Source organism: Pseudomonas sp. TAA207 (assembly GCF_001529285.1).
In the GTDB taxonomy this organism is placed as follows: Bacteria; Pseudomonadota; Gammaproteobacteria; order Pseudomonadales; family Pseudomonadaceae; genus Aquipseudomonas; species Aquipseudomonas weihenstephanensis.
Genome location: NZ_LLWJ01000041.1, coordinates 1 through 19702 on the forward strand (window position 1 = coordinate 1; position 19702 = coordinate 19702).

At 58.4% G+C, this 19702-nt stretch carries 19 protein-coding genes and 2 pseudogenes; 13 read left to right on the top strand and 8 right to left on the bottom strand.

Annotated elements, in window-relative coordinates:
* Window positions 1-163: 163 nt before the first annotated feature.
* The 3 genes from AP059_RS01100 to AP059_RS01110 all read right to left on the bottom strand — a co-directional run bounded on the left by AP059_RS01100 (window position 164) and on the right by AP059_RS01110 (window position 1904).
* Complete coding sequence (locus AP059_RS01100; RefSeq protein WP_059761505.1) at window positions 164-838, bottom strand: phasin family protein; 675 nt, start codon at window positions 836-838, stop codon at window positions 164-166.
* Window positions 839-1042: 204 nt separating this feature from the next.
* On the bottom strand, window positions 1043-1369 hold the full coding sequence (locus AP059_RS01105) for a hypothetical protein (RefSeq protein WP_059761506.1): 327 nt from the start codon (window positions 1367-1369) through the stop codon (window positions 1043-1045).
* 259 nt (window positions 1370-1628) lie between these two features.
* Window positions 1629-1904, bottom strand: a complete 276-nt coding sequence (locus AP059_RS01110; protein ID WP_059761507.1) for a polyhydroxyalkanoic acid system family protein — start codon at window positions 1902-1904, stop codon at window positions 1629-1631.
* A gap of 110 nt (window positions 1905-2014) precedes the next feature.
* On the opposite strand from AP059_RS01110, the gene ubiE reads away from it, so the two are divergent.
* The 13 genes and pseudogenes from ubiE to AP059_RS22975 all read left to right on the top strand — a co-directional run bounded on the left by ubiE (window position 2015) and on the right by AP059_RS22975 (window position 12302).
* Window positions 2015-2785, top strand: coding sequence for a bifunctional demethylmenaquinone methyltransferase/2-methoxy-6-polyprenyl-1,4-benzoquinol methylase UbiE (ubiE, locus tag AP059_RS01115; RefSeq protein ID WP_048364564.1), 771 nt, complete (start codon window positions 2015-2017; stop codon window positions 2783-2785).
* On the top strand, window positions 2785-3408 hold the full coding sequence (locus AP059_RS01120; protein WP_059761508.1) for a ubiquinone biosynthesis accessory factor UbiJ: 624 nt from the start codon (window positions 2785-2787) through the stop codon (window positions 3406-3408). The genes ubiE and AP059_RS01120 overlap by 1 nt, the downstream gene beginning before the upstream one ends.
* Window positions 3405-5009, top strand: a complete 1605-nt coding sequence (gene ubiB, locus AP059_RS01125; protein WP_059761509.1) for a ubiquinone biosynthesis regulatory protein kinase UbiB — start codon at window positions 3405-3407, stop codon at window positions 5007-5009. The genes AP059_RS01120 and ubiB overlap by 4 nt, the downstream gene beginning before the upstream one ends.
* Window positions 5010-5087: 78 nt before the next feature.
* Entirely contained in the window at window positions 5088-5489 is a 402-nt protein-coding gene (gene hisI / locus AP059_RS01130; RefSeq protein WP_059761510.1) for a phosphoribosyl-AMP cyclohydrolase, read from the top strand.
* Window positions 5482-5814: a phosphoribosyl-ATP diphosphatase gene (locus AP059_RS01135; protein WP_048364568.1), complete on the top strand. Its 333-nt coding sequence runs from the start codon at window positions 5482-5484 to the stop codon at window positions 5812-5814. Before hisI ends, AP059_RS01135 begins: the two co-directional genes overlap by 8 nt.
* Before the next feature lie 24 nt (window positions 5815-5838).
* On the top strand, window positions 5839-6117 hold the full coding sequence (locus AP059_RS01140) for a twin-arginine translocase TatA/TatE family subunit (protein ID WP_019825245.1): 279 nt from the start codon (window positions 5839-5841) through the stop codon (window positions 6115-6117).
* 10 nt (window positions 6118-6127) lie between these two features.
* A complete protein-coding gene (tatB, locus tag AP059_RS01145) occupies window positions 6128-6544 on the top strand; it encodes a Sec-independent protein translocase protein TatB (RefSeq protein ID WP_059761511.1) in 417 nt (138 codons plus the stop codon).
* Between the two features lie 4 nt (window positions 6545-6548).
* On the top strand, window positions 6549-7346 hold the full coding sequence (gene tatC, locus AP059_RS01150) for a twin-arginine translocase subunit TatC (RefSeq protein ID WP_048364570.1): 798 nt from the start codon (window positions 6549-6551) through the stop codon (window positions 7344-7346).
* On the top strand, window positions 7343-8053 hold the full coding sequence (locus tag AP059_RS01155; RefSeq protein WP_048364571.1) for a 16S rRNA (uracil(1498)-N(3))-methyltransferase: 711 nt from the start codon (window positions 7343-7345) through the stop codon (window positions 8051-8053). The genes tatC and AP059_RS01155 overlap by 4 nt, the downstream gene beginning before the upstream one ends.
* A 279-nt stretch (window positions 8054-8332) precedes the next feature.
* Window positions 8333-9313 (top strand): annotated as a pseudogene (locus tag AP059_RS23205) (methyl-accepting chemotaxis protein); the annotation flags it as partial.
* Window positions 9305-10168 (top strand): methyl-accepting chemotaxis protein, encoded by an 864-nt coding sequence (locus AP059_RS23210; RefSeq protein ID WP_420850440.1) that lies wholly within the window; start codon window positions 9305-9307, stop codon window positions 10166-10168. The pseudogene AP059_RS23205 and the gene AP059_RS23210, both read left to right, overlap by 9 nt.
* Window positions 10169-10385: 217 nt before the next feature.
* Window positions 10386-11444: pseudogene (locus AP059_RS22970) on the top strand (methyl-accepting chemotaxis protein); the annotation flags it as partial.
* Between the two features lie 144 nt (window positions 11445-11588).
* Window positions 11589-12302: a methyl-accepting chemotaxis protein gene (locus AP059_RS22975; protein WP_371260586.1), complete on the top strand. Its 714-nt coding sequence runs from the start codon at window positions 11589-11591 to the stop codon at window positions 12300-12302.
* Window positions 12303-12479: 177 nt separating this feature from the next.
* Here the strand turns inward: AP059_RS22975 and AP059_RS01170 are convergent, their stop codons facing one another.
* The 5 genes from AP059_RS01170 to AP059_RS01190 form a co-directional block, all read right to left on the bottom strand.
* Window positions 12480-13214: an amino acid ABC transporter ATP-binding protein gene (locus AP059_RS01170; RefSeq protein WP_048364574.1), complete on the bottom strand. Its 735-nt coding sequence runs from the start codon at window positions 13212-13214 to the stop codon at window positions 12480-12482.
* Complete coding sequence (locus tag AP059_RS01175) at window positions 13207-14169, bottom strand: amino acid ABC transporter permease (RefSeq protein ID WP_059761514.1); 963 nt, start codon at window positions 14167-14169, stop codon at window positions 13207-13209. Before AP059_RS01175 ends, AP059_RS01170 begins: the two co-directional genes overlap by 8 nt.
* 174 nt (window positions 14170-14343) lie before the next feature.
* The gene (locus tag AP059_RS01180; protein ID WP_059761515.1) at window positions 14344-15141 is read right to left on the bottom strand and encodes a transporter substrate-binding domain-containing protein; all 798 of its coding nucleotides are present in this window, start codon (window positions 15139-15141) and stop codon (window positions 14344-14346) included.
* Between the two features lie 256 nt (window positions 15142-15397).
* Window positions 15398-17950, bottom strand: coding sequence for a glucans biosynthesis glucosyltransferase MdoH (mdoH, locus tag AP059_RS01185; protein WP_059761516.1), 2553 nt, complete (start codon window positions 17948-17950; stop codon window positions 15398-15400).
* Window positions 17943-19610 (bottom strand): glucan biosynthesis protein G, encoded by a 1668-nt coding sequence (locus tag AP059_RS01190; RefSeq protein ID WP_177332335.1) that lies wholly within the window; start codon window positions 19608-19610, stop codon window positions 17943-17945. The genes mdoH and AP059_RS01190 overlap by 8 nt, the downstream gene beginning before the upstream one ends.
* Window positions 19611-19702 lie beyond the last annotated feature (92 nt).

Consider the following 19702-nt stretch of genomic DNA (forward strand, 5'->3'; position numbering starts at 1 on the left):
CGCTGACGAGTAATGCGAGGCTGCGATCAAGTGCGCAGCGCTCGTAAACCCGAGCGCTGCGGTGTGGATCAAGTATCGCGTTAAATGACTCTACGGCCGCTGCGCGCCCGATCGCAGCCTCGTACCTCGACAGCGACTACAGGAGGCGCTGACGAGGCTGCGATCAAGCGGCGGGCGAATCAGGTTTCGGAGCCGCAACCGCAGCGGCTTTAGGGGCCATCGGTTTTTTGCTCACCGTCGGCTTCTTCACAACAGGTTTGGCCGCCGCAGGTTTACCGGAAGCCACAGGCGCTTTTTTGACTGCGGGTTTCACAGCAGGTTTGACCACGGGCTTGGCTGTAGTTTTAGGCGTAGGCTTGGCCACAACCGGTTTGGCCGCAGGCTTTGCTGGCAAAGGTTTGCTGGCAACAGGTGCTTTGGTCGCCGTGACTTTGGCCGCCGCTGCCGTCAGTTTTTCAATGTGTTTGGTCAGCGTTTCTACTTTGGCGTGCAGCGCTTTGACTTCTTCCCGACTCGGCACACCCAACCGGGAAATAGCGCTGTTCAGGCGTTTATCGAAGGCTTCTTCCAGCTCACCCCATTTACCCAATGCCAACTCTTTAACATCGTCAACTTTAGAACGCGTAGACGATTTGGCCGCTTTAGGCTCAGAGGTCTTGGTCAATTTTTCGGCCTTTTCCCCGTCCTTGACCAAGCTGTCAAACAACTTGCTGCCGTCCGTGTCAATTTTCGAGTACACACCCAAGCCTGCGAGCCAGATCTTGCGCGAGTACTCTTCAACCTTGCCAACCCAGGAATGGCTGTCTTTTACAGGTGCCGCCGGTTTTTTAGCCGCCATCGTGTTCCCCTCAATGTTCAATTGCGACGTCCATCAACAGACTGTCGGCCCATCAAGGTGAACAACCTGTTCACCTGCACTAGGTTTAGACCTTAATCAGGACTGTTTCAAGGCATGTGTATACGGTTTCACAGCACACTCAATTACAGGGTTATTGAATGAATAACTTTTTAACTCAGGGCCACACGAAAAACTTGCTGCGCGTCATAACTTTTCTGCGGTACCGGCTGTCGAAAACATTTGATCCATGAGGTCAACCATATCGGCCTCCATGTTCCATGCTTCTTCAGCCGCTGCCGCGCCGTAAACGGTAAACAACACGCTATTGATCAAAACAAACAACTTACCTATCACAACGTTTTTATCGTTTGTTATTACAAACTCTGTGACCTCTTGCCCCGCCACATGTTCAGTAAAAGTAAAATCCACTCGTGTTTTCACGAATTGCTCAACGACATGTTTAGACTTGTCGCGTGCAATATCATGTGTACCCGCAAACTGGCGAACAACTTTAAATCGATAATCTGACATTTAACAGCTCCTTGTGTGTATTTGATCTTCCTGAGAAAACAGTAGTTCAACTCACGCCACACAGGACTCGCCCCGACTTCGCTGTTATTAGTCAACCGCACGCTCTAGATCAATACTGAGAGCACTTTCATATTTAGCACTCCCTCTGTTCAGCGCTTTAAAGTCTCACTGCCTACACTCTAAAGCGCTCTTACCCGTCACACTTCTTCTACCGAACATTCTTCTACCGAACAGTCGGCGCGTATGACGCCATTACTGCTTACACCAAGGCCTTATCCAGCGAGCGTTCAATTTCGGACTGGATCATGCCGCTCATCGGCGACATCAGCATCCCGAGCTTCACGTCGACCTTGACCGTGCGCTCACCGATTTCCAGCAAGCCGTCTACCCCCGAGCGCTTCAATTGGACCTTATCACCTGACCAGGTAGGTTGCAGGCCATACTGCGCCGCCAGCTTCTCAACCACTTGCTGAGCTTTTACCCGTGCAGCCTCAATGCCCAGGGCATGGGTGCGTTCAACGCTGATGCGAGCCATGGCTTCACTCCTCATAAATAAGCCGACCACTATACTTACATTGACCCTCGCCAAGACAAAGTCGGCCTCCGGGATTAGAATGGCCAGCATTCTCTTTTGGTGACAGCGATATGACTGATCAGCGCAAAGGCAGCGATGCCGAACCCACCACGCACTTCGGCTTCAAAAACGTTCCAGAAAGCCAAAAAGCGGAAAAAGTCGCGGAGGTGTTCCACTCCGTCGCGGGCAAATATGACCTGATGAACGACGTTCTGTCGGGCGGTATGCACCGTCTGTGGAAGCGCTTCACCATCGAGCTGTCGGGTGTTCGCCAAGGCAACAAGGTGCTCGACATCGCAGGCGGCACGGGCGATCTGGCGCGTAAGTTTTCGCATCTGGTCGGCCCCACCGGTCAAGTCGTGCTGGCTGACATCAACGCTTCCATGCTCAAGGTTGGCCGTGACCGTCTGCTGGACAAAGGTGTGGCGGGCAATATCGAGTTCGTTCAGGCCGACGCTGAAAAACTGCCGTTCCCGGACAACTACTTCGATTGCGTGACCATCGCCTTTGGCCTGCGCAACGTGACCCACAAAGAAGACGCCCTGCGCTCGATGCTGCGTGTGCTCAAGCCCGGTGGCCGTTTGCTGGTGCTGGAATTCTCCAAGCCCACCAACGCGCTGATGTCCAAGGTCTACGATGCCTACTCGTTCGCCTTTATGCCGATGGTCGGCAAACTGATCCTCAACGACCCGGAAAGCTATCGCTATCTGGCTGAGTCGATCCGTATGCACCCGAATCAGGAAACCCTGAAGTCGATGATGGTCGAGGCCGGTTTTGACCGCGTGACTTATCACAACATGACCTCTGGCATCGTTGCACTGCACCGCGGCATCAAACCCTGATGTTGCTCAGGGGCCTTCTCGCCAGCGTTGAGAGCGGTGTTAACCGCTTCTTGCGCCTGGACAGCACAGCACTTGCGCGCATGCAGCCATTGACCGGCAAAGTGATTGCGGTTGAATGCGCCAGCCCTGCGCTGCATCTGTTCATTTTGCCCAGCGATGAAGGCCTGCTGTTAGCCACCCAATGGGCCGCCGACGCCGATTGCACACTGCGTGCACCGGCAACCAGCTTGCTGCGTTTGGTCTTGAGCAAAGACAAAACCGCTGTGCTGCATGGCCCTGAAGTCGACCTCGAAGGCGACAGTCATGTACTGATGGCGCTGGCGGCGATCCTGCAAGATCTGGAACTGGACTGGGAGTACGAACTCTCACGCTGGATTGGCCCGGTGCCTACCGCGCTGATCGGTGGCCACTTGCGTAGCCGCGCTAACTGGTATCAACAAGGGTTCGCCAGCCTCAATCAGAACTTGGCCGAATACCTGAGCGAAGAAGCCCGCACATTGGTCGGAGAAAGTGAAGCGCAAGCGCGTTTTGACGAACTTGACCATCTCAAACTCGACTTGGACCGACTGGAAGCGCGCATTGAGCGCCTCTCTCGATCCCTCAATTCCAGCGATGTCGCATGAAGCTGCTTGCCATTCGTCGTTTGTTTCGCATCCAGCGTGTGGTCATTCGCTACCGACTGGATGACCTGCTGTTCGCCCTGCCTTTGCCGTGGTGGATGCTATCGCTGCGCTATGCGTTGCCGTGGCGCTGGTTCCCGCGCAAAAAGCTGGAATTGAGCCGCGGAGCGGCCTTGCGTCTTGCGCTACAGGACTTGGGACCGATCTTCATCAAGTTCGGGCAGATCCTGTCTACCCGTCGCGACCTGCTGCCGCCCGACATCGCCGATGAATTGATGCTGCTGCAAGACCGTGTGCCGCCATTCGACCCGCAGCTGGCGGTCAAGCTGATCGAAGAGCAATTAGGCGCAACCATCAGCGAAGTGTTCAGCCGGTTTGATATCGAGCCGCTGGCCTCGGCGTCGGTGGCGCAAGTGCATAGCGCCAAGCTCAAGACCGGCGAAGAAGTGGTGGTCAAGGTGGTTCGTCCCGGCCTCAAACCGATCATCGGCTCTGATTTGGCGTGGCTGTTCATCCTGGCCAAAACCGCTGAGCGCCTGAGCGCCGATGCCCGTCTGCTGCACCCGGTAGACGTGGTCAGTGATTACGAAAAAACCATCTACGACGAACTCGACCTGCTACGCGAAGCGGCCAACGCCAGCCAGCTCAAGCGCAACTTCGAAGGGTCGCCGCTGCTTTACGTGCCGCAGATTTACTGGGACTGGTGCCGCCCCAAAGTGCTGGTAATGGAGCGTATCTACGGGCTTCAAGTCACGGACCTGGCCGCCTTGGCCGACCAGCGCACCGACATGAAAATGCTTGCCGAGCGCGGGGTCGAAATTTTCTTCACCCAAGTGTTTCGCGACAGCTTCTTCCATGCGGACATGCACCCCGGCAATATTTTTGTCAGCACAGTCAGCCCCTGGAGCCCGCAATACATCGCGATCGACTGCGGCATCGTCGGCAGCCTGACCCCCGAAGATCAGGACTATCTGGCCCGCAACCTGTTTGCTTTCTTCAAGCGTGACTACCGCCGCGTGGCGCAGTTGCACATTGATTCGGGCTGGGTGCCGGCGCACACCAAACTCAACGAATTCGAAGCCGCCATTCGTACCGTGTGCGAACCGATCTTCGAAAAACCGCTGAAAGAAATTTCCTTTGGTCAAGTGCTGATGCGCCTGTTCCAGACGGCTCGACGCTTCAACATGGAAGTCCAGCCGCAGTTGGTGTTGCTGCAAAAAACCTTGCTCAATATCGAAGGCCTGGGCCGTCAGCTTTACCCCGATCTCGACCTGTGGAGCACCGCGCAGCCGTTCCTTGAGCGCTGGATGCGTGAACGCGTCAGCCCCAAAACCCTGCTGCGCAACCTGCACAGTCAAGTCGAGCAACTCCCGCATCTGGCAGGCATGACCCGGGATTTGCTGGAACGCCTGTCGCAGCCCCATGCAAAAAACCAGAAATTGGTGGTAACAGAACCCCGAGACAGCTGGTTCTTGCGCTTGCTGGGAGCGGGACATTTGGCCGCAGGTGCCTTACTGGCCACCGTCGGCCCACTGCACACCCTGGGCTATTGGCCGGCCGGCATCATGCTGGCCGTGGGCTTGTATCTGATCGTGCGCCGATAGCCAGCCCCCGAGCAGGCTGGCAAACTGTGCATTCGCCGGTCCGGGCCTTTAGCCCCGGACCCGTTGTCGGAGTCAAACATGAAACACTGGCTGGACGAGATCAAATGGGACAGCGACGGCCTGGTGCCGGCGATTGCCCAAGACCACAAAACCGGGCGCGTCTTGATGATGGCCTGGATGAACCGCGAAGCGTTGAGCCTGACCGCTGCCGAGAACCGTGCCATTTACTGGTCACGTTCGCGCGGCAAACTGTGGCGCAAGGGCGAAGAGTCGGGCCATGTACAAAAGCTGCATGAAATGCGCCTGGACTGCGACGCTGACGTCATCATTTTGATGGTTGAACAGATCGGTGACATCGCCTGCCATACCGGCCGTCAGAGCTGCTTCTATCGCGTGTACGAAAACACCGAGTGGAAGACCGTAGACCCGGTTCTGAAAGACCCGCACGCCATTTACCAAGCAGGGCACTCCCATGACTGACACCTTGAGCCGCGTTGCCCAAGTGATCGAAGAGCGCAAGAATGCCGAACCGGGCAGCTCTTACGTTGCCAGCCTGTACCACAAGGGCCTGAACAAGATTCTGGAAAAGGTCGGTGAAGAATCGGTCGAGACCATCATTGCTGCCAAGGACGCCGCCATCAGCGGTGATTGCAGCGATGTGATCTACGAAACCGCCGACCTGTGGTTTCACAGCATGATCATGCTCGCCCAACTGGGGCAGCATCCGCAGGCTGTACTGGATGAACTGGAGCGTCGCATCGGCACCTCCGGCCACGTGGAAAAAGCCTCGCGGCCGTCCGCTTAACCCTCTTTTGCAAAGGAACCGATCATGGGCATTTTTGACTGGAAACACTGGATCGTCATTCTGGTAGTCGTGGTACTGGTCTTCGGCACCAAAAAACTGAAAAACCTCGGCACTGACGTCGGCGAATCAATCAAGGGCTTTCGCAAAGCCATGAACGACGACGAAAAACCGGCTGAACCGGTGGTGCCACCTGCGCAGCCGACTGCCGCGCCACAACCCCACACCACTTCGACCTTGAACGAGCCGCACACCATCGACGTGCAGGCACAAAAAGTCGAAGAGCCGACCCGCAAAGACGTGTGAGCCAAAACTAATGTTCGGTATCAGCTTCAGTGAACTGCTGCTCGTCGGCCTGGTGGCTCTGCTCGTGCTCGGGCCAGAACGCCTGCCGGGTGCGGCACGCACGGCGGGCCTGTGGGTCGGGCGCTTGAAACGCAGTTTCAATGCGATCAAACAGGAAGTTGAACGTGAGATCGGTGCCGATGAGATCCGGCGCCAGCTGCACAACGAACACATCCTGTCGATGGAAGAAGAGGCCAAGAAGATTCTGGCCCCGCTGCAAGACGCCGTGAAACCTCTCACGCCTGTTGAGCCGCCCGCGACACCGGTGGCCGTTGCACCTGTCGAACCCGCCAGCCCCGCGCCCGTGAGCCTGAGCAAAACCGCGTCCGGGCCTGCGCCTCAAACGCCAGCGCCACACGACCCAACCCTGCCACCGCGAGCCCCTTAAGCGCATGAGCGACATTCCTGAAAATGACCAGCCAATGCCGCTGGTTTCGCACCTGACCGAGCTGCGCACCCGCCTGTTGCGCTGCATCGCGGCGATTTTCATCATCTTCGCCGGCTTGTTCGCCTTCACGCAGCAGATCTACACGCTAGTCTCCACGCCCCTGCGTGAGTACTTGCCAGTGGGCGCCACGATGATTGCCACTGACGTGGCCTCGCCGTTCCTTACGCCGCTCAAGCTGACCATGATGGTGTCGCTGTTTATTGCCATCCCGGTGATCCTGCACCAGATCTGGGGCTTTATCGCGCCGGGCCTGTACAAGCATGAAAAGCGCATCGCCGTGCCGTTGCTGGTGTCGAGCATCTTTCTGTTCTATGCAGGCATGGCGTTTGCCTACTTCCTGGTGTTCCCGCTGGTGTTCAAGTTCTTCGCCGCCGCCACCCCCGAAGGCGTCGCGATGATGACCGACATCAGCAGTTACCTTGATTTCGTCATGACCCTGTTCTTCGCCTTTGGCGTGGCCTTTGAAATCCCGGTGGCCGTGGTGCTGCTGGTGTGGATTGGCATTGTCGACGTCAAATACCTGCGCAAAATCCGCCCGTACGTGATCATCGGCTGCTTCGTGGTCGGCATGATCCTGACCCCGCCGGATATTTTCTCGCAAACCTTGCTGGCGATTCCGATGTGGATGCTGTTTGAAATCGGCATTCTGTTTGGCAGCCTGGTGAGCAAAAACAAACGCGGTGACGATACCGACGATCAACCGGCTGACCAGAACGCCCAACCGCCAGCGCCTCAAGCGTGAACCTGCTGCTCCTCGAAGAGGCCGATTTCATTGCTGCCGACCGCGTGATCCTGCGCGACCGGCGCTTGACGCACATGCAGGAAGTTCACCGCGCTGTTGTAGGCGACAGCCTGCGAGTAGGCCGGATAGGTGGCTTGATGGGCAGTGCCGAACTGGTGCGCCTTGAAGCCAAAGAGGCCGAGCTGGTGATCCACAGCCTCGACCAGCCGCCCCCGGCCAAACTGCCCCTGACCTTACTGCTGGCCCTGCCGCGCCCGAAAATGCTGCGCCGGGTGCTACAAACCGTGGCCGCCATGGGTGTACCCAACGTCGTGTTGGTGAACAGTTACCGGGTCGAGAAAAGCTTTTGGCAAACCCCGTTTCTGGAACCTGAAGCCATTCGCGAGCAGTTGATCCTGGGGCTGGAGCAAGCCCGTGACAGCGTGCTGCCGAACATCACCCTTGAAAAACGCTTCAAGCCGTTTGTTGAAGACCGCCTACCAGCCTTGGTTGATGGCACATTGGGGCTAGTGGGCCATCCCGGTGATTACCCTGAATGCCCGCGCGGGCTGGACCAAGCCGTGACGCTGGCCATTGGCCCGGAAGGTGGCTGGATCCCTTACGAAATCGACCTGCTGGCCAAGGCCGGGTTGCAACCGGTGCAACTCGGGCCACGCATTTTGCGGGTTGAAACCGCCGTCACCGCCCTCCTCGCCCGCTTGTTTTAAGGCGCCCCCCCTGTCATCGGGTTTACGGCTGCTTCGCCGCCGCGTGCCTCGTCAGCGCCTGCGGGTATTTGAAATACAATTTGTATAAAACCCCTCAAGTCCGGCCCTTTGCGGCCGATAAGCTGGCTCCTCAAAAGCATACTCAGTGGCCATGGACGGCGCGCATCGATGTGAATCGATCAGATAAGGAGCATCACCATGAACCATTGGTTGACCACCACGCTGGGCAATATCAGCGTCAATCGCAAACTCAGTCTCGGCTTTGGCCTGGTGCTGATCATGACGCTGTTGATTACCGCCACCGGCTGGAGCGGACTGACGTCGATCATTGATCGCAGCAAAAAGCTCAGCACCATTTCCGACACCGTGGCGCTGGTCAAAGACCTGCGCATTGCCCGCGTGTCCTACGACCGGGATAACGGTGAGAATGGCCCCGGCGAGGTCAATGACCTGCTGAACGATATCGATAACAATCTGACGCTCGCCAGCAAGCAGTTGGTGGTCTCGCAAGATCTGACCATGATCAACCAAGAGTTGCAGGCGGTCGCGCAATACAAAAACATCTTCAGCGAAATCGATAAGGCCACCCAGGCCCGCGAGCTTAATCGGGCACGCCTTGGCAGCAGCGCGCAAAGCGCCGCCGACAGTATCGATGGCATCGAAAAAGAGGTACTCAAGGGCAATGACCTGGCCATGCTCAACCGGGTCAACGAACTCAGCCGCCAAGTGCAACACGCGCGCTATCAAGTGCGCGGCTATACCCACAGTGGCGAAGCCGATGCCGCGCAACCCGCACTGGATGCCATCCTCGTCGCTCAAAACGAACTCACCCGCCTCACGGCGCAATTGCCCGGCGAATACAGCCCGCAGTTGCAACAAGTCGCTCACTCGCTGAAAAATTACGGCGAGACGTTCGGGCAGTTCCGTGACTCGCAGCTGCTCAGCGACCAACAACAGAACAGCCTGCAAGCCTTGGGCGACAGCCTGGTGAACCTCAGCCACGCACTGGCGACCTCGCAAACCACCAAGCGCGACAACGATGCACAACAGGCCAAAACCGCCCTGATTGTTTGCGCCGTATTGGCCCTGTTGCTCGGCACACTGGCAGCCTGGCTGATTACCCGACAGATCGTCACCCCGCTGCAACACACCCTGCGCATCGTAGAAGCCGTAGCCGCAGGCGATCTCAGTCAAGATCACCCTACTCAGCGTCGCGACGAACTGGGCCAGGTGCAGCAGGCCATTGCCCGCATGACCGGCGAACTGCGCGACCTGATCGGCGGTATCAGCGACGGTGTGACCCAGATCGCCAGCGCGGCCGAGCAGTTGTCAGCCGTGACGGAGCAGACCAGCGCCGGGGTCAACAGCCAAAAGGTTGAGACCGATCAAGTGGCCACCGCCATGCACGAAATGGCCGCCACAGTGCATGAAGTCGCGCGTAACGCCGAAGAAGCCTCTGAGGCTGCCGTCGCCGCCGATCAACAAGCGCGTGAAGGTGACACGGTGGTCGCGCAGGCCATTGAACAGATTGAGCACCTGGCCGCCGAGGTGCTGAAGTCCACCGACGCCATGACGCACCTGCAACAAGAAAGCGGCAAGATTGGCAGCGTGCTGGACGTGATCAAATCAGTGTCGCAACAGACCAACCTGCTGGCGCTCAACGCGGCGATTGAGGCTGCACGGGCGGGCGAGGCGGGCCGCGGGTTTGCCGTGGTGGCCGATGAAGTGCGCAGCCTGGCGCAACGCACCCAAGCCTCTACCGAAGAAATCGAAGAGTTGATTGTTGGCTTGCAGAGCGGTACGCAACGGGTGTCCACCAGCATGGACAACAGCCGCGTGTTGACCGACAGCAGCGTCGAGCTGACCCGTCGCGCCGGGGCCTCGCTGAGCACCATCACCCGTACCGTATCGACCATCCAGGGTATGAACCAGCAGATTGCAGCTGCCGCCGAGCAGCAAAGCTCGGTCGCCGAAGAGATCAACCGCAGCGTGCTCAACGTGCGCGATGTGTCTGAGCAAACCGCTGCGGCCAGCGAAGAAACTGCCGCTTCGAGCGTGGAACTGGCCCGACTGGGCACTCACCTGCAAACCTTGGTGGGCCGTTTCAAGGTCTAACCCCTGTAGCCATTGGCGAGCAGCCCGATCACAACCTCGCGCTGCTCGACAACGGCTACACTGCGTGATGGCACTAAGCCTGCGATGTCCATCACACTCTGAGCGTCCGGGTTTTAGTTATGTTGGCTCGCGCCGATGGCCTGATAACTAATAAAAAGACCGCGAAGCACGGGACTGCTTGTCATGGAGTCGGTTCGGTCAAAAAAGGAGCACCGCCATGTACCGTTGGTTGGCCCACACGCTAGGCAATATCAGCGTTATTCGTAAACTCAGCCTGGGCTTTGGCCTGGTGTTGATCCTGACCTTGCTGATCACCGCCACCGGCTGGAACGGCCTGGCGTCCGTGATTGACCGCGGCGACAAGCTGGCGAATATTTCAAAAATCATTGCCCTGACCAAAGACCTGCGCATCGCGCGTCTTGATTATGAAAGGGAGCGGGGCGACCACGGCTCCGGCGAATTGAACGGGCGCCTGAGCGAACTGGACGAGGCGCTGGAAACCTCGCGCCGTCAACTGACTACGCCTGAAGACATTGAGTTGGTACAACAACAGCTGGCCGTTGTGGCCGATTACCGGCGCGCCGTGGCTGATATAACGCTCGCCACTCAAGCCCGCGAAACCAGCCGCACACAACTCGGCGCCACGGCTGACGCGGCTGTTGCCAACGTCACAGCCATTGAAAAAGCCTTGTCGCAAGGCGATAGCGTGCCCCAGTTCAACAGCGTGATTGAACTGAGCAAATTGCTGCAACAAGCGCGCTTTCAGGTCCGCGGCTACACCTACAGCGGTAAACCTGAGGCCGAACAACCGGCGCTGGACGCCATCGACAACGCCCTCAAAGCACTCAACAGTTTGCCGACCAAACTCCCCGACGAGCACATCGCCAACCTGCAACAGGCTGCACAATCGCTGCAAAACTACCGCGCCGCCGTGACCACGTTTCGTGACGCCCAAGTCGCCAATACCCACGCGCTTGAGCGCATGCAGGCACTGGGCAACAACCTGATCGACTTGAGCAAGCAACTGTCAGGTATGCAAACCGCCAAGCGTGACCTGGACAGCCAGCGGGCCAAAACGCTGCTGATCGGCTGCACCCTGCTCGCCTTGCTACTGGGCGTGATTGGCGCCTGGAGCATCACGCGCCAGATCGTCATCCCGCTGCGTCAAACCCTTAAAACCGTTGAGCGCGTGGCCGCAGGTGATCTGACGCACGACTACGACACTGCCCGGCGCGATGAGTTGGGGCAACTGCAACGCGCCGTACAGCGCATGACCGTGGGCCTGCGCGAGTTGATCAGTGGGATCACCGATGGCGTGACGCAAATCGCCAGTGCCGCCGAAGAACTCTCCGCCGTTACCGAACAGACCAGCGCGGGGGTCAACAGCCAAAAGGTTGAGACCGATCAGGTGGCCACCGCCATGCACGAAATGGCCGCTACCGTGCAGGAAGTGGCGCGTAATGCCGAAGAAGCGTGCGAAGCCGCCGTGGCCGCCGACCAGCAAGCCCGCGAAGGTGACAAAGTGGTCGCCCAAGCGATTGCACAGATCGAGAAGCTGGCGATTGAAGTCGGTCACTCCACCGAAGCGATGGACCATTTGAAGCGCGAAAGCGACAAAATTGGCAGCGTGCTGGACGTGATCAAGTCCGTGGCCCAGCAAACCAACTTGCTGGCCCTTAACGCGGCGATTGAGGCGGCCCGGGCCGGAGAAGCAGGACGCGGCTTTGCGGTCGTGGCCGATGAAGTGCGCAGCCTGGCACAACGCACTCAGCAATCGACCGAAGAGATTGAAGAACTGATTGCCGGCCTGCAAAGCGGCACGCTGCAAGTGTCCAGCAGCATGGACAGCAGCCGCAGCCTGACCGACAGCAGTGTTGAACTGACACGCCGCGCAGGCGATTCACTGGGCAACATCACCCGCACCGTGTCGGCCATTCAAGGGATGAACCAGCAGATTGCCGCAGCGGCAGAGCAGCAAAGCGCGGTGGCAGAAGAGATCAACCGCAGCGTATTGAACGTGCGCGATGTGTCTGAGCAGACCTCGGCCGCCAGTGAAGAGACCGCTGCGTCGAGCATGGAACTGGCGCGGCTGGGCACGCATCTGCAAGGGTTGGTGGCACGGTTTAAGGTGTAACTCGCGCACGCAAAACGTAGCCGTTGACGAGTCATACGAGGCTGCGGCCGAGCGCGAAGCGGTCGTAAAAACCAACCCGCGCGGTGTCTCAGAGACACCGCAGTCATCGGGTTTATGATCGCTTCACAATCGAACGCCGCCTACGCCAACCTCGGCCATTCTCTCGTGAGCCGGGGCTCACAGCACCTGGCGCAAAAACGCCTGTGCTCGCAGGTCTTTAGGCGAATTGAAGAAGTCTTGCGGGGCGCTGTCCTCCAGCAATTTGCCGTGATCGAAGAACAACACGCGGTTCGCCACTTCACGGGCAAAACCCATTTCGTGGGTCACGCACACCATGGTCATGCCTTCGCGTGCCAGGGTTTTCATCACGTCGAGCACTTCGCCCACCATTTCCGGGTCTAGCGCCGACGTTGGCTCATCAAACAGCATCACCTTGGGTTCCATTGCCAGCGCACGGGCAATCGCCACGCGCTGCTGTTGGCCACCCGACAGGCGCGAGGGGTATTCATTGGCTTTCTGGCCGATGCCGACCTTTTCCAGCAGCGCACGGGCCTTGGCCTCGCGCTCGGCCTTGCCACGTTTGCGCACCACTTTCTGCGCCAGGCACAGGTTTTCGAGCACGGTCATGTGCGGGAACAAGTTGAAATGCTGGAACACCATACCGACTTCGCGGCGATAGGCGTTGACGTCGGTTTTAGGGTTGGCCAGGTCGACACCGTCGATGCTGACCGAGCCTGAGTCGAAATCTTCCAGGCCATTCAAGCAGCGCAGGAAAGTCGACTTGCCCGAACCTGACGGGCCGATCACCACCAGCACCTCGCCTTTGGCGACGGTGGTGCTCACGTTGTCCACGGCGCGGACGAGGTGCCCACGCGTGTCAAAAACTTTTACCAGTTCGCGGACTTCAATCACTTTGCGCGAGCCTCCGCTCAAGCCGGCTGGCCAAATGCGACAGCGGCAGGTTGATCAACAGGTACAGGCCCGCCACGCAGAACAGAATCTCGAACGGCGAAAACGAGGTGGTAATGACTTCGCGGCCGCTTTTGAGCAGCTCGGTGATGGCAATCACCGACACCAGCGAGGTGTCTTTGACCAGGCTGATAAATTGCCCGGCCAACGGCGGCAGTACGCGCTTGAACGCTTGCGGCAGCACCACGTAACGCATCGACTGGCTGGCGTTAAGGCCCAAGGAGCGCGCGGCTTCGTTTTGCCCGCGGGCGATGGACTGCACACCCGAACGCACAATCTCGGCCACGTATGCACCGGTAAACAGCGACAACGCGGCAATACCGGCGAACTCGCGGGACAGATTCAGCACGGTGCCAATAAAGAAGTAAAAGATGAAAATCTGCACCAGTAGCGGTGTACCGCGCACCAGTTCGACATAAAGCGTCGAGAGGTCACGCAGGGTCGGGTTATTCGACAGGCGGCACAACCCGGTGGCCAGGCCGATAATCAGGCCCAACACCCCTGACACCAGCGACAACCACACGGTGGTCCACAACCCCAGCAGCAGCGGTCCGGCGGCCCAGTGACGGTTCACGCCGACCACATCGCCCTCGGCCACGTCATCGCCTTCGGCCAGTTGCACGCTGTTGTCAGCCACGCTCAGGCGTTGTTCAGTGCCATCTTCGGCACGCAGTACGACGTCGGCTTGATCGCCTTTGCGCACCAACTCAATCACGGTGGAGGCTTCAGTGGCCCGCTGGGCTTCTTCGGCCTGATAGACGAAGTATTGCGGGACTCGGTTCCAGCGCCATTCGTAGGACATCAGCGAGGTGGCGTAATACAACGCGCCCGCCAGACCGATGAGCACCAGCACGGTTAACACGTGCCAGGGCCACTGGGCTTTTTTTTGTTTGATCACGTTCAGGTTCCATCAGGAGTAAAGCCGGGCCCGTAGCCGTTGCCGAAGGCTACGTGCGAGGGCGAAGCGCTCATATCTGGAGCGCCTCGGTGTTTCATCTGAATCGCATTACGCTTTTTTACGGCTGCTGCACAACCGTGCACAGCCTTCGGCAACGGCTACAAAGCATCGCGCTTATTCCATGTCCTTGAGCCAAGTGGTGTCTTTGAACCACTTGTCATGGATGCGATCGTAGGTGCCGTCTTCGTGGATCTGGTGCAGGAAGTTGTTGATGAAGTTAAGGCTGTCGTAGTCGCCTTTCTTCAGGCCAAAGGCCAACGGCTCGTAGGTAAACGGCTGATCGAGGTACACCAGTTTGCCGTCACCGAACTTGTTGACCGCCACTACGTTGTAAGGCGCATCGTAAACAAAGGCATCTGCCTTGCCGTTCACCACGTCCAGCACCGCTTCGGGTTCGTTGTCGTAGCCGTGGTACTGAGCTTTGGACATCAGTTTTTTGGCGATCATTTCACCGGTGGTGCCCAGCTTGGAGGTCAGGCGGTATTGCGGGTCGTTGAGGTCTTTGTAGGTTTTAACCTTGTCAGCCAGTTCCTTGCGGATCAGCAGGGTCTGGCCCACAACGATGAAGGGTTCGCTGAAGTTCAGGCGCAGGTTACGTTCCTGAGTCAGGGTCATGCCGCTGCCGATCATGTCGAATTTGTTGGTCATCAAGGCCGGGATAATGCCGTCGTAGCCCGTGGACACCAGCTCCAGCTTGACCCCCATCGACTTGGCCATGGCTTTGAGCAGGTCGACTTCGAAGCCAATGATCTGGCCGCGTTTGTTGGTCATTTCGAATGGCATGTACGTCGGGTCCATGCCCACCTTCAACGTGCCACGCTTGACCGCGTCATCAATTGCGCCTGCATGGGCTGCGCTAACCGCCAGTAGTGCAGTGACACCGAACATCAGTTTCGACAGAAACTTCTTCATCATCAACTCCCCGGAACCTACTCAATAAAGGTGTTGGCCTACGGCCGGCTCCAGACTCAAAGCCAATACCGCCGGGCACTCACCCATTCGAAGATGGATGCTAACTCAGAGCAGGGGGAGGACAAAGACTTTGCATCACAAAAGCGCGACAGATCATCCGTAGCCGCTGGCGCAGGTTGCGAAGCAAGCCGGGACGTCGCCTTGAGCAACGACCACAAAAAAGCCCGTCCGCTCAGGTGAGGGGACGGGCTTGGGGTCAAGCGGCTGGCTGTAACGGTAACAGCGGCGCGTGGGCGTCGGCTGTGACCGACTCACGCCAGGCGTTGAGCCAGTCTTGATGACCTTCGCTCCACACCAGCGCGTGCAAGCGTGCCAATGCCACCGGATCGCTCAGCAGCGCCATGCGCTCGTTGTTGTTAAGCCCCGCAGGCCCCACTTTCAAGGCATGTCGAACGCGTTCGGTACGCAGCCATTCAATCGGCTCGGCTTCACGGTGACGTGAGGTCGCCAAAGCACACGCCAAAGCGTTCTGCTGTGGATCAACCACCGAACGGATGAAGCCGTCGTGCAGCGCGTGGTAACGATTCTCGTGGGTGTATTCAGCCGTAGCCGACAACTCACGGGGCGGCGCGTATTCCTCAGGAATCAGGAACAAGCTGGCGTCACGGGACTTGAGGCCCAACTTCACACGGCTGGAAATCACGGACACCGGGATCGACAGCATCAGCGAACCGACAATCGGCACCAACCACCACAGAAAGCTTGGGTTCAACCACAGCACCAACGCAGCCCAGGCCGCACCCAACAGGGTTTGCGGGCCATGACGGCGCACGGCTTCGCTCCACGGCGTGGAATCATCGTCACGTTGTGGCGAGTTCCAGGTCGCTGCCCAGCCCAGGAAAGCAGCCAGTACAAAGCGGGTGTGGAAGATCATGCGCACCGGCGCCAGCAGCATGGAGAACAGCATCTCCAGCAGCATCGACAATGTGACCTTGAACTTGCCACCGAACTGTTTCGCGCCTTTGGCCCAGATCAAAATGATGCTCAGCAGTTTAGGCAGGAACAGCAACACGATGGTGGTCGAGAACAACGCTACGGCTTTTTCCGGGTGCCATTGAGGCCACAGCGGATACAGCTGACGCGGCTCCATGAAGTACTGCGGCTCCATCAGCGTGTTGACTGCCAGCAAGGCCGTCGACAGCAGCAAGAAGAAGAACCACAACGGCGCCGACAGGTATGACATCACGCCTGTGAGGAACACGGCCCGGTGAACCGGGTGCATGCCTTTGACCAAAAACAGGCGGAAGTTCATCAAGTTGCCGTGGCACCAGCGACGGTCACGCTTGAGTTCGTCCAGCAAGTTAGGCGGCAGTTCTTCATAGCTGCCCGGCAAGTCGTAGGCAATCCACACCCCCCAACCGGCACGGCGCATCAATGCCGCTTCAACGAAGTCATGGGACAGAATCGCGCCCGCAAACGCTCCTTTACCCGGCAATGGCGCGAGGGCGCAGTGCTCGATAAAAGGCTTCATGCGGATGATGGCGTTGTGGCCCCAGTAATGAGATTCACCCAACTGCCAGAAGTGCAGACCGGCGGTAAACAACGGGCCGTAGACCCGCGTAGCGAACTGCTGCATACGCGCATACAGCGTGTCCATGCCCGAAGCGCGTGGCGCGGTCTGAATGATGCCCGCGTCTGGCGTGGCTTCCATCAAGCGCACCAGGCTGGTCAAGCATTCGCCGCTCATCACGCTGTCTGCGTCGAGCACCACCATGTACTTGTAATCACCGCCCCAGCGACGGCAGAAGTCGTCGAGGTTGCCGCTTTTGCGTTTCACACGACGGCGACGACGGCGATAGAAAATCCGCCCGAAGCCTTCGGTCTCGCGGCACACGTCCAGCCACGCCTGCTGTTCAGCCACGCAGATGTCCGGGTCGTTACTGTCGCTGAGGACGAAAAAGTCAAAACGGTCCAGGTCACCGGTCGCTGCCACCGATTCGTAAGTCGCACGCAAGCCTGCAAATACGCGGGTTACGTCTTCATTACAGATCGGCATCACCAACGCGGTACGGGCGTCTTGGGGGATCGGCTCATTACCCGCGCTGGCGCCTGAAATGCGGTATTTGTCGTGACCGGTCAACAATTCCAGAAAGCCCATCAAGGCTGTCCAGAAACCCGCCGACACCCAGCAAAACAGAATCCCGAACAGAATCAGGATGCTGGTTTGCAGCGCATAAGGCAGCACTTGTTGCGCCGTTTGCAGCAACGGCTGATGAACCACTTCATCAAGATCAACGAACGACCAGCCCTGGTACGGCATGATGCCTTTCATGTACCAGCCAGCGACGATGGTTTGGCCCAGCATCAAAACCAACAGAATGTAACGACGAATCGAACCCACGGTGCGCCAGCGCGCCTTGGGCAGAACGCGTTCATCTTTAGGCGGAGCCGGCGGGTTGCTGCGCCCGGTCAGGCGCCGCCAGCCGCGTACCAGAATGTTGGTACGCCACGGTTCAGGCACCACCTTGGTACGGCGAATCGGCGGCGTGGCTTTGAGCATGACCCGGCCACTGGCGTCGACGGCCAGCATTTCTGCGTCCTCCAACGCCTCGGCCGAACCGAGTGTCAGCCGTGTGCCCACCGACGCCTGAGCGGCCTCGGCGCAGTTTACGTCGGCGCGGGCCGAAAGGCGCTCGTGCAGCTGCTCGAACGAGGTGCAGCTCGCCAGTTCGGCGCGCTGCTCATCGCTCAGCGGCAGATGCGCCAGGTACTCGCTGAGCGAGACGGGTTGTGCGTGAGCATTACTCATCGGCTGGCAACTGATAGCTCCAGGTCTCGGTCAGGACTTTTTCAGTCTTGACTGGCGCTGGGGTAGCTGGAGCCGCCTCGGCCGCAGGCGCTTTGGCGTCCTTGGCTTTGAGCTGCTCTTTCTTTTCCTGCGCCTTGGCCGCTGCTTTTTCAGCCTTGGTCAACGGAGCAACAGGCGCCGGGTCTTCATCTTTGACCAGTGCTGCACGCAGCTCGGTGGACTTGCTTGGGTCTTTGACCTTCAAGCGCAGGGTCAAGCGCCAGCCCTTCGTTTCCGGGTTGTGGCGCAGGTTGTTTTCTACCAGCTCGGCGTTATCACCCACGCTGACCTGGCTGCGAATGGCGGCGTCTGCTGGCAACTTCTCAAGGGACGGGCCCTCGAAGTCAATCAGGTAAGCCACGCTGCCGTCCGGTTGACGGATCAGGTTGGATTGCTTGACGTCGCCGGTCGAACGCAGTGTTTGCTGAGCCCAGGCGCTGTCTTTAGGGTGCAAAGCGGCTTCGTCCATCGTCCAGTGCAGGCGATACGCGAAGTCGAAAGGCTTGAGCGGCTCAGGCTGAGTGTCCGGGCTCCAGAAGGCAACGATGTTGTCGTTGGTTTCATCGGCGGTCGGAATCTCTACCAGATCAACCGTGCCTTTGCCCCAGTCACCTTGTGGCTCGATCCACGCGCTTGGGCGCTTGTGGTAGTTGTCATCGAGGTCTTCGTAGTGGCTGAAGTCACGGCCGCGTTGCAACAGGCCAAAGCCCAGCGGGTTTTCAACCGAGAAGTTGCTCACCGACAAATGCTTGGGATTGTTCAGCGGACGCCAGATCCACTCGCCGTTACCCGCATGGATCGCCAGACCCGACGAATCGTGCAGTTCGCGACGGTAGTTGAGCACTTTGGACGGCTGATTGGCGCCGAACAAGTACATGCTGGTCAGCGGAGCGATGCCCAACTTGCCGACTTTATCGCGCAGGAACATTTGCGCTTTGACGTCGACCACGGTGTCGACACCCGGGCGCAGCGTAAAGCGGTAAGCGCCCGTGGCACGCGGCGAATCCAGCAGCGCGAAAATCACCAGGTGCTTGTCACCGGCTTTCGGACGTTCGATCCAGAACTCGGTGAAACGCGGAAATTCTTCGCCAGAAGGCAATGCCGTATCAATGGCCAAGCCACGCGCCGACAGACCGTAAGCTTGATCCTTACCGACAACGCGGAAATAGCTCGCGCCCAGCATGGTCATGACTTCGTCCTGCTTATCTGCCTTGTTCAGCGGATACAGCACGCGGAAACCCGCCCAACCGAGGTTTTCGGTGGCTTTAGGGTCAAATTTAACGTCGCCGAAATCGAAACGACTGGTGTCGTACTTGATCTCTTCCACTTTGGTGGCGGTGACTTCGTTGATCTTCACTGGCGTGTCGAAGTGCATGCCCTGGTGATAGAACGACAATTTGAAGGGGGTTTTGTCATCAGCCCACTGCGCTTTCTCGTTGCGGAAACGAATTTTTTGATAGTCCGCAAACTTCATGTCGCGAAATTCGTTTGGCAAATTGCTGCGTGGTGCTTGGTACTTATGCTCGGCGAGGGTTTTAGCCTCTGCCGCCACGTCATCCAGACTGAATGCCCACAGTTGACCCGCACCGAACAAGCAAAAGAGCGCAGAGCCCGTCACCAGTGCGTTGCGTAACCGCTTGGCAGACTTTTTTGGTGCATTAAATGGACTAACAATCACGAGCAAACCTCGCCGAATACAGATGATGAAACCAA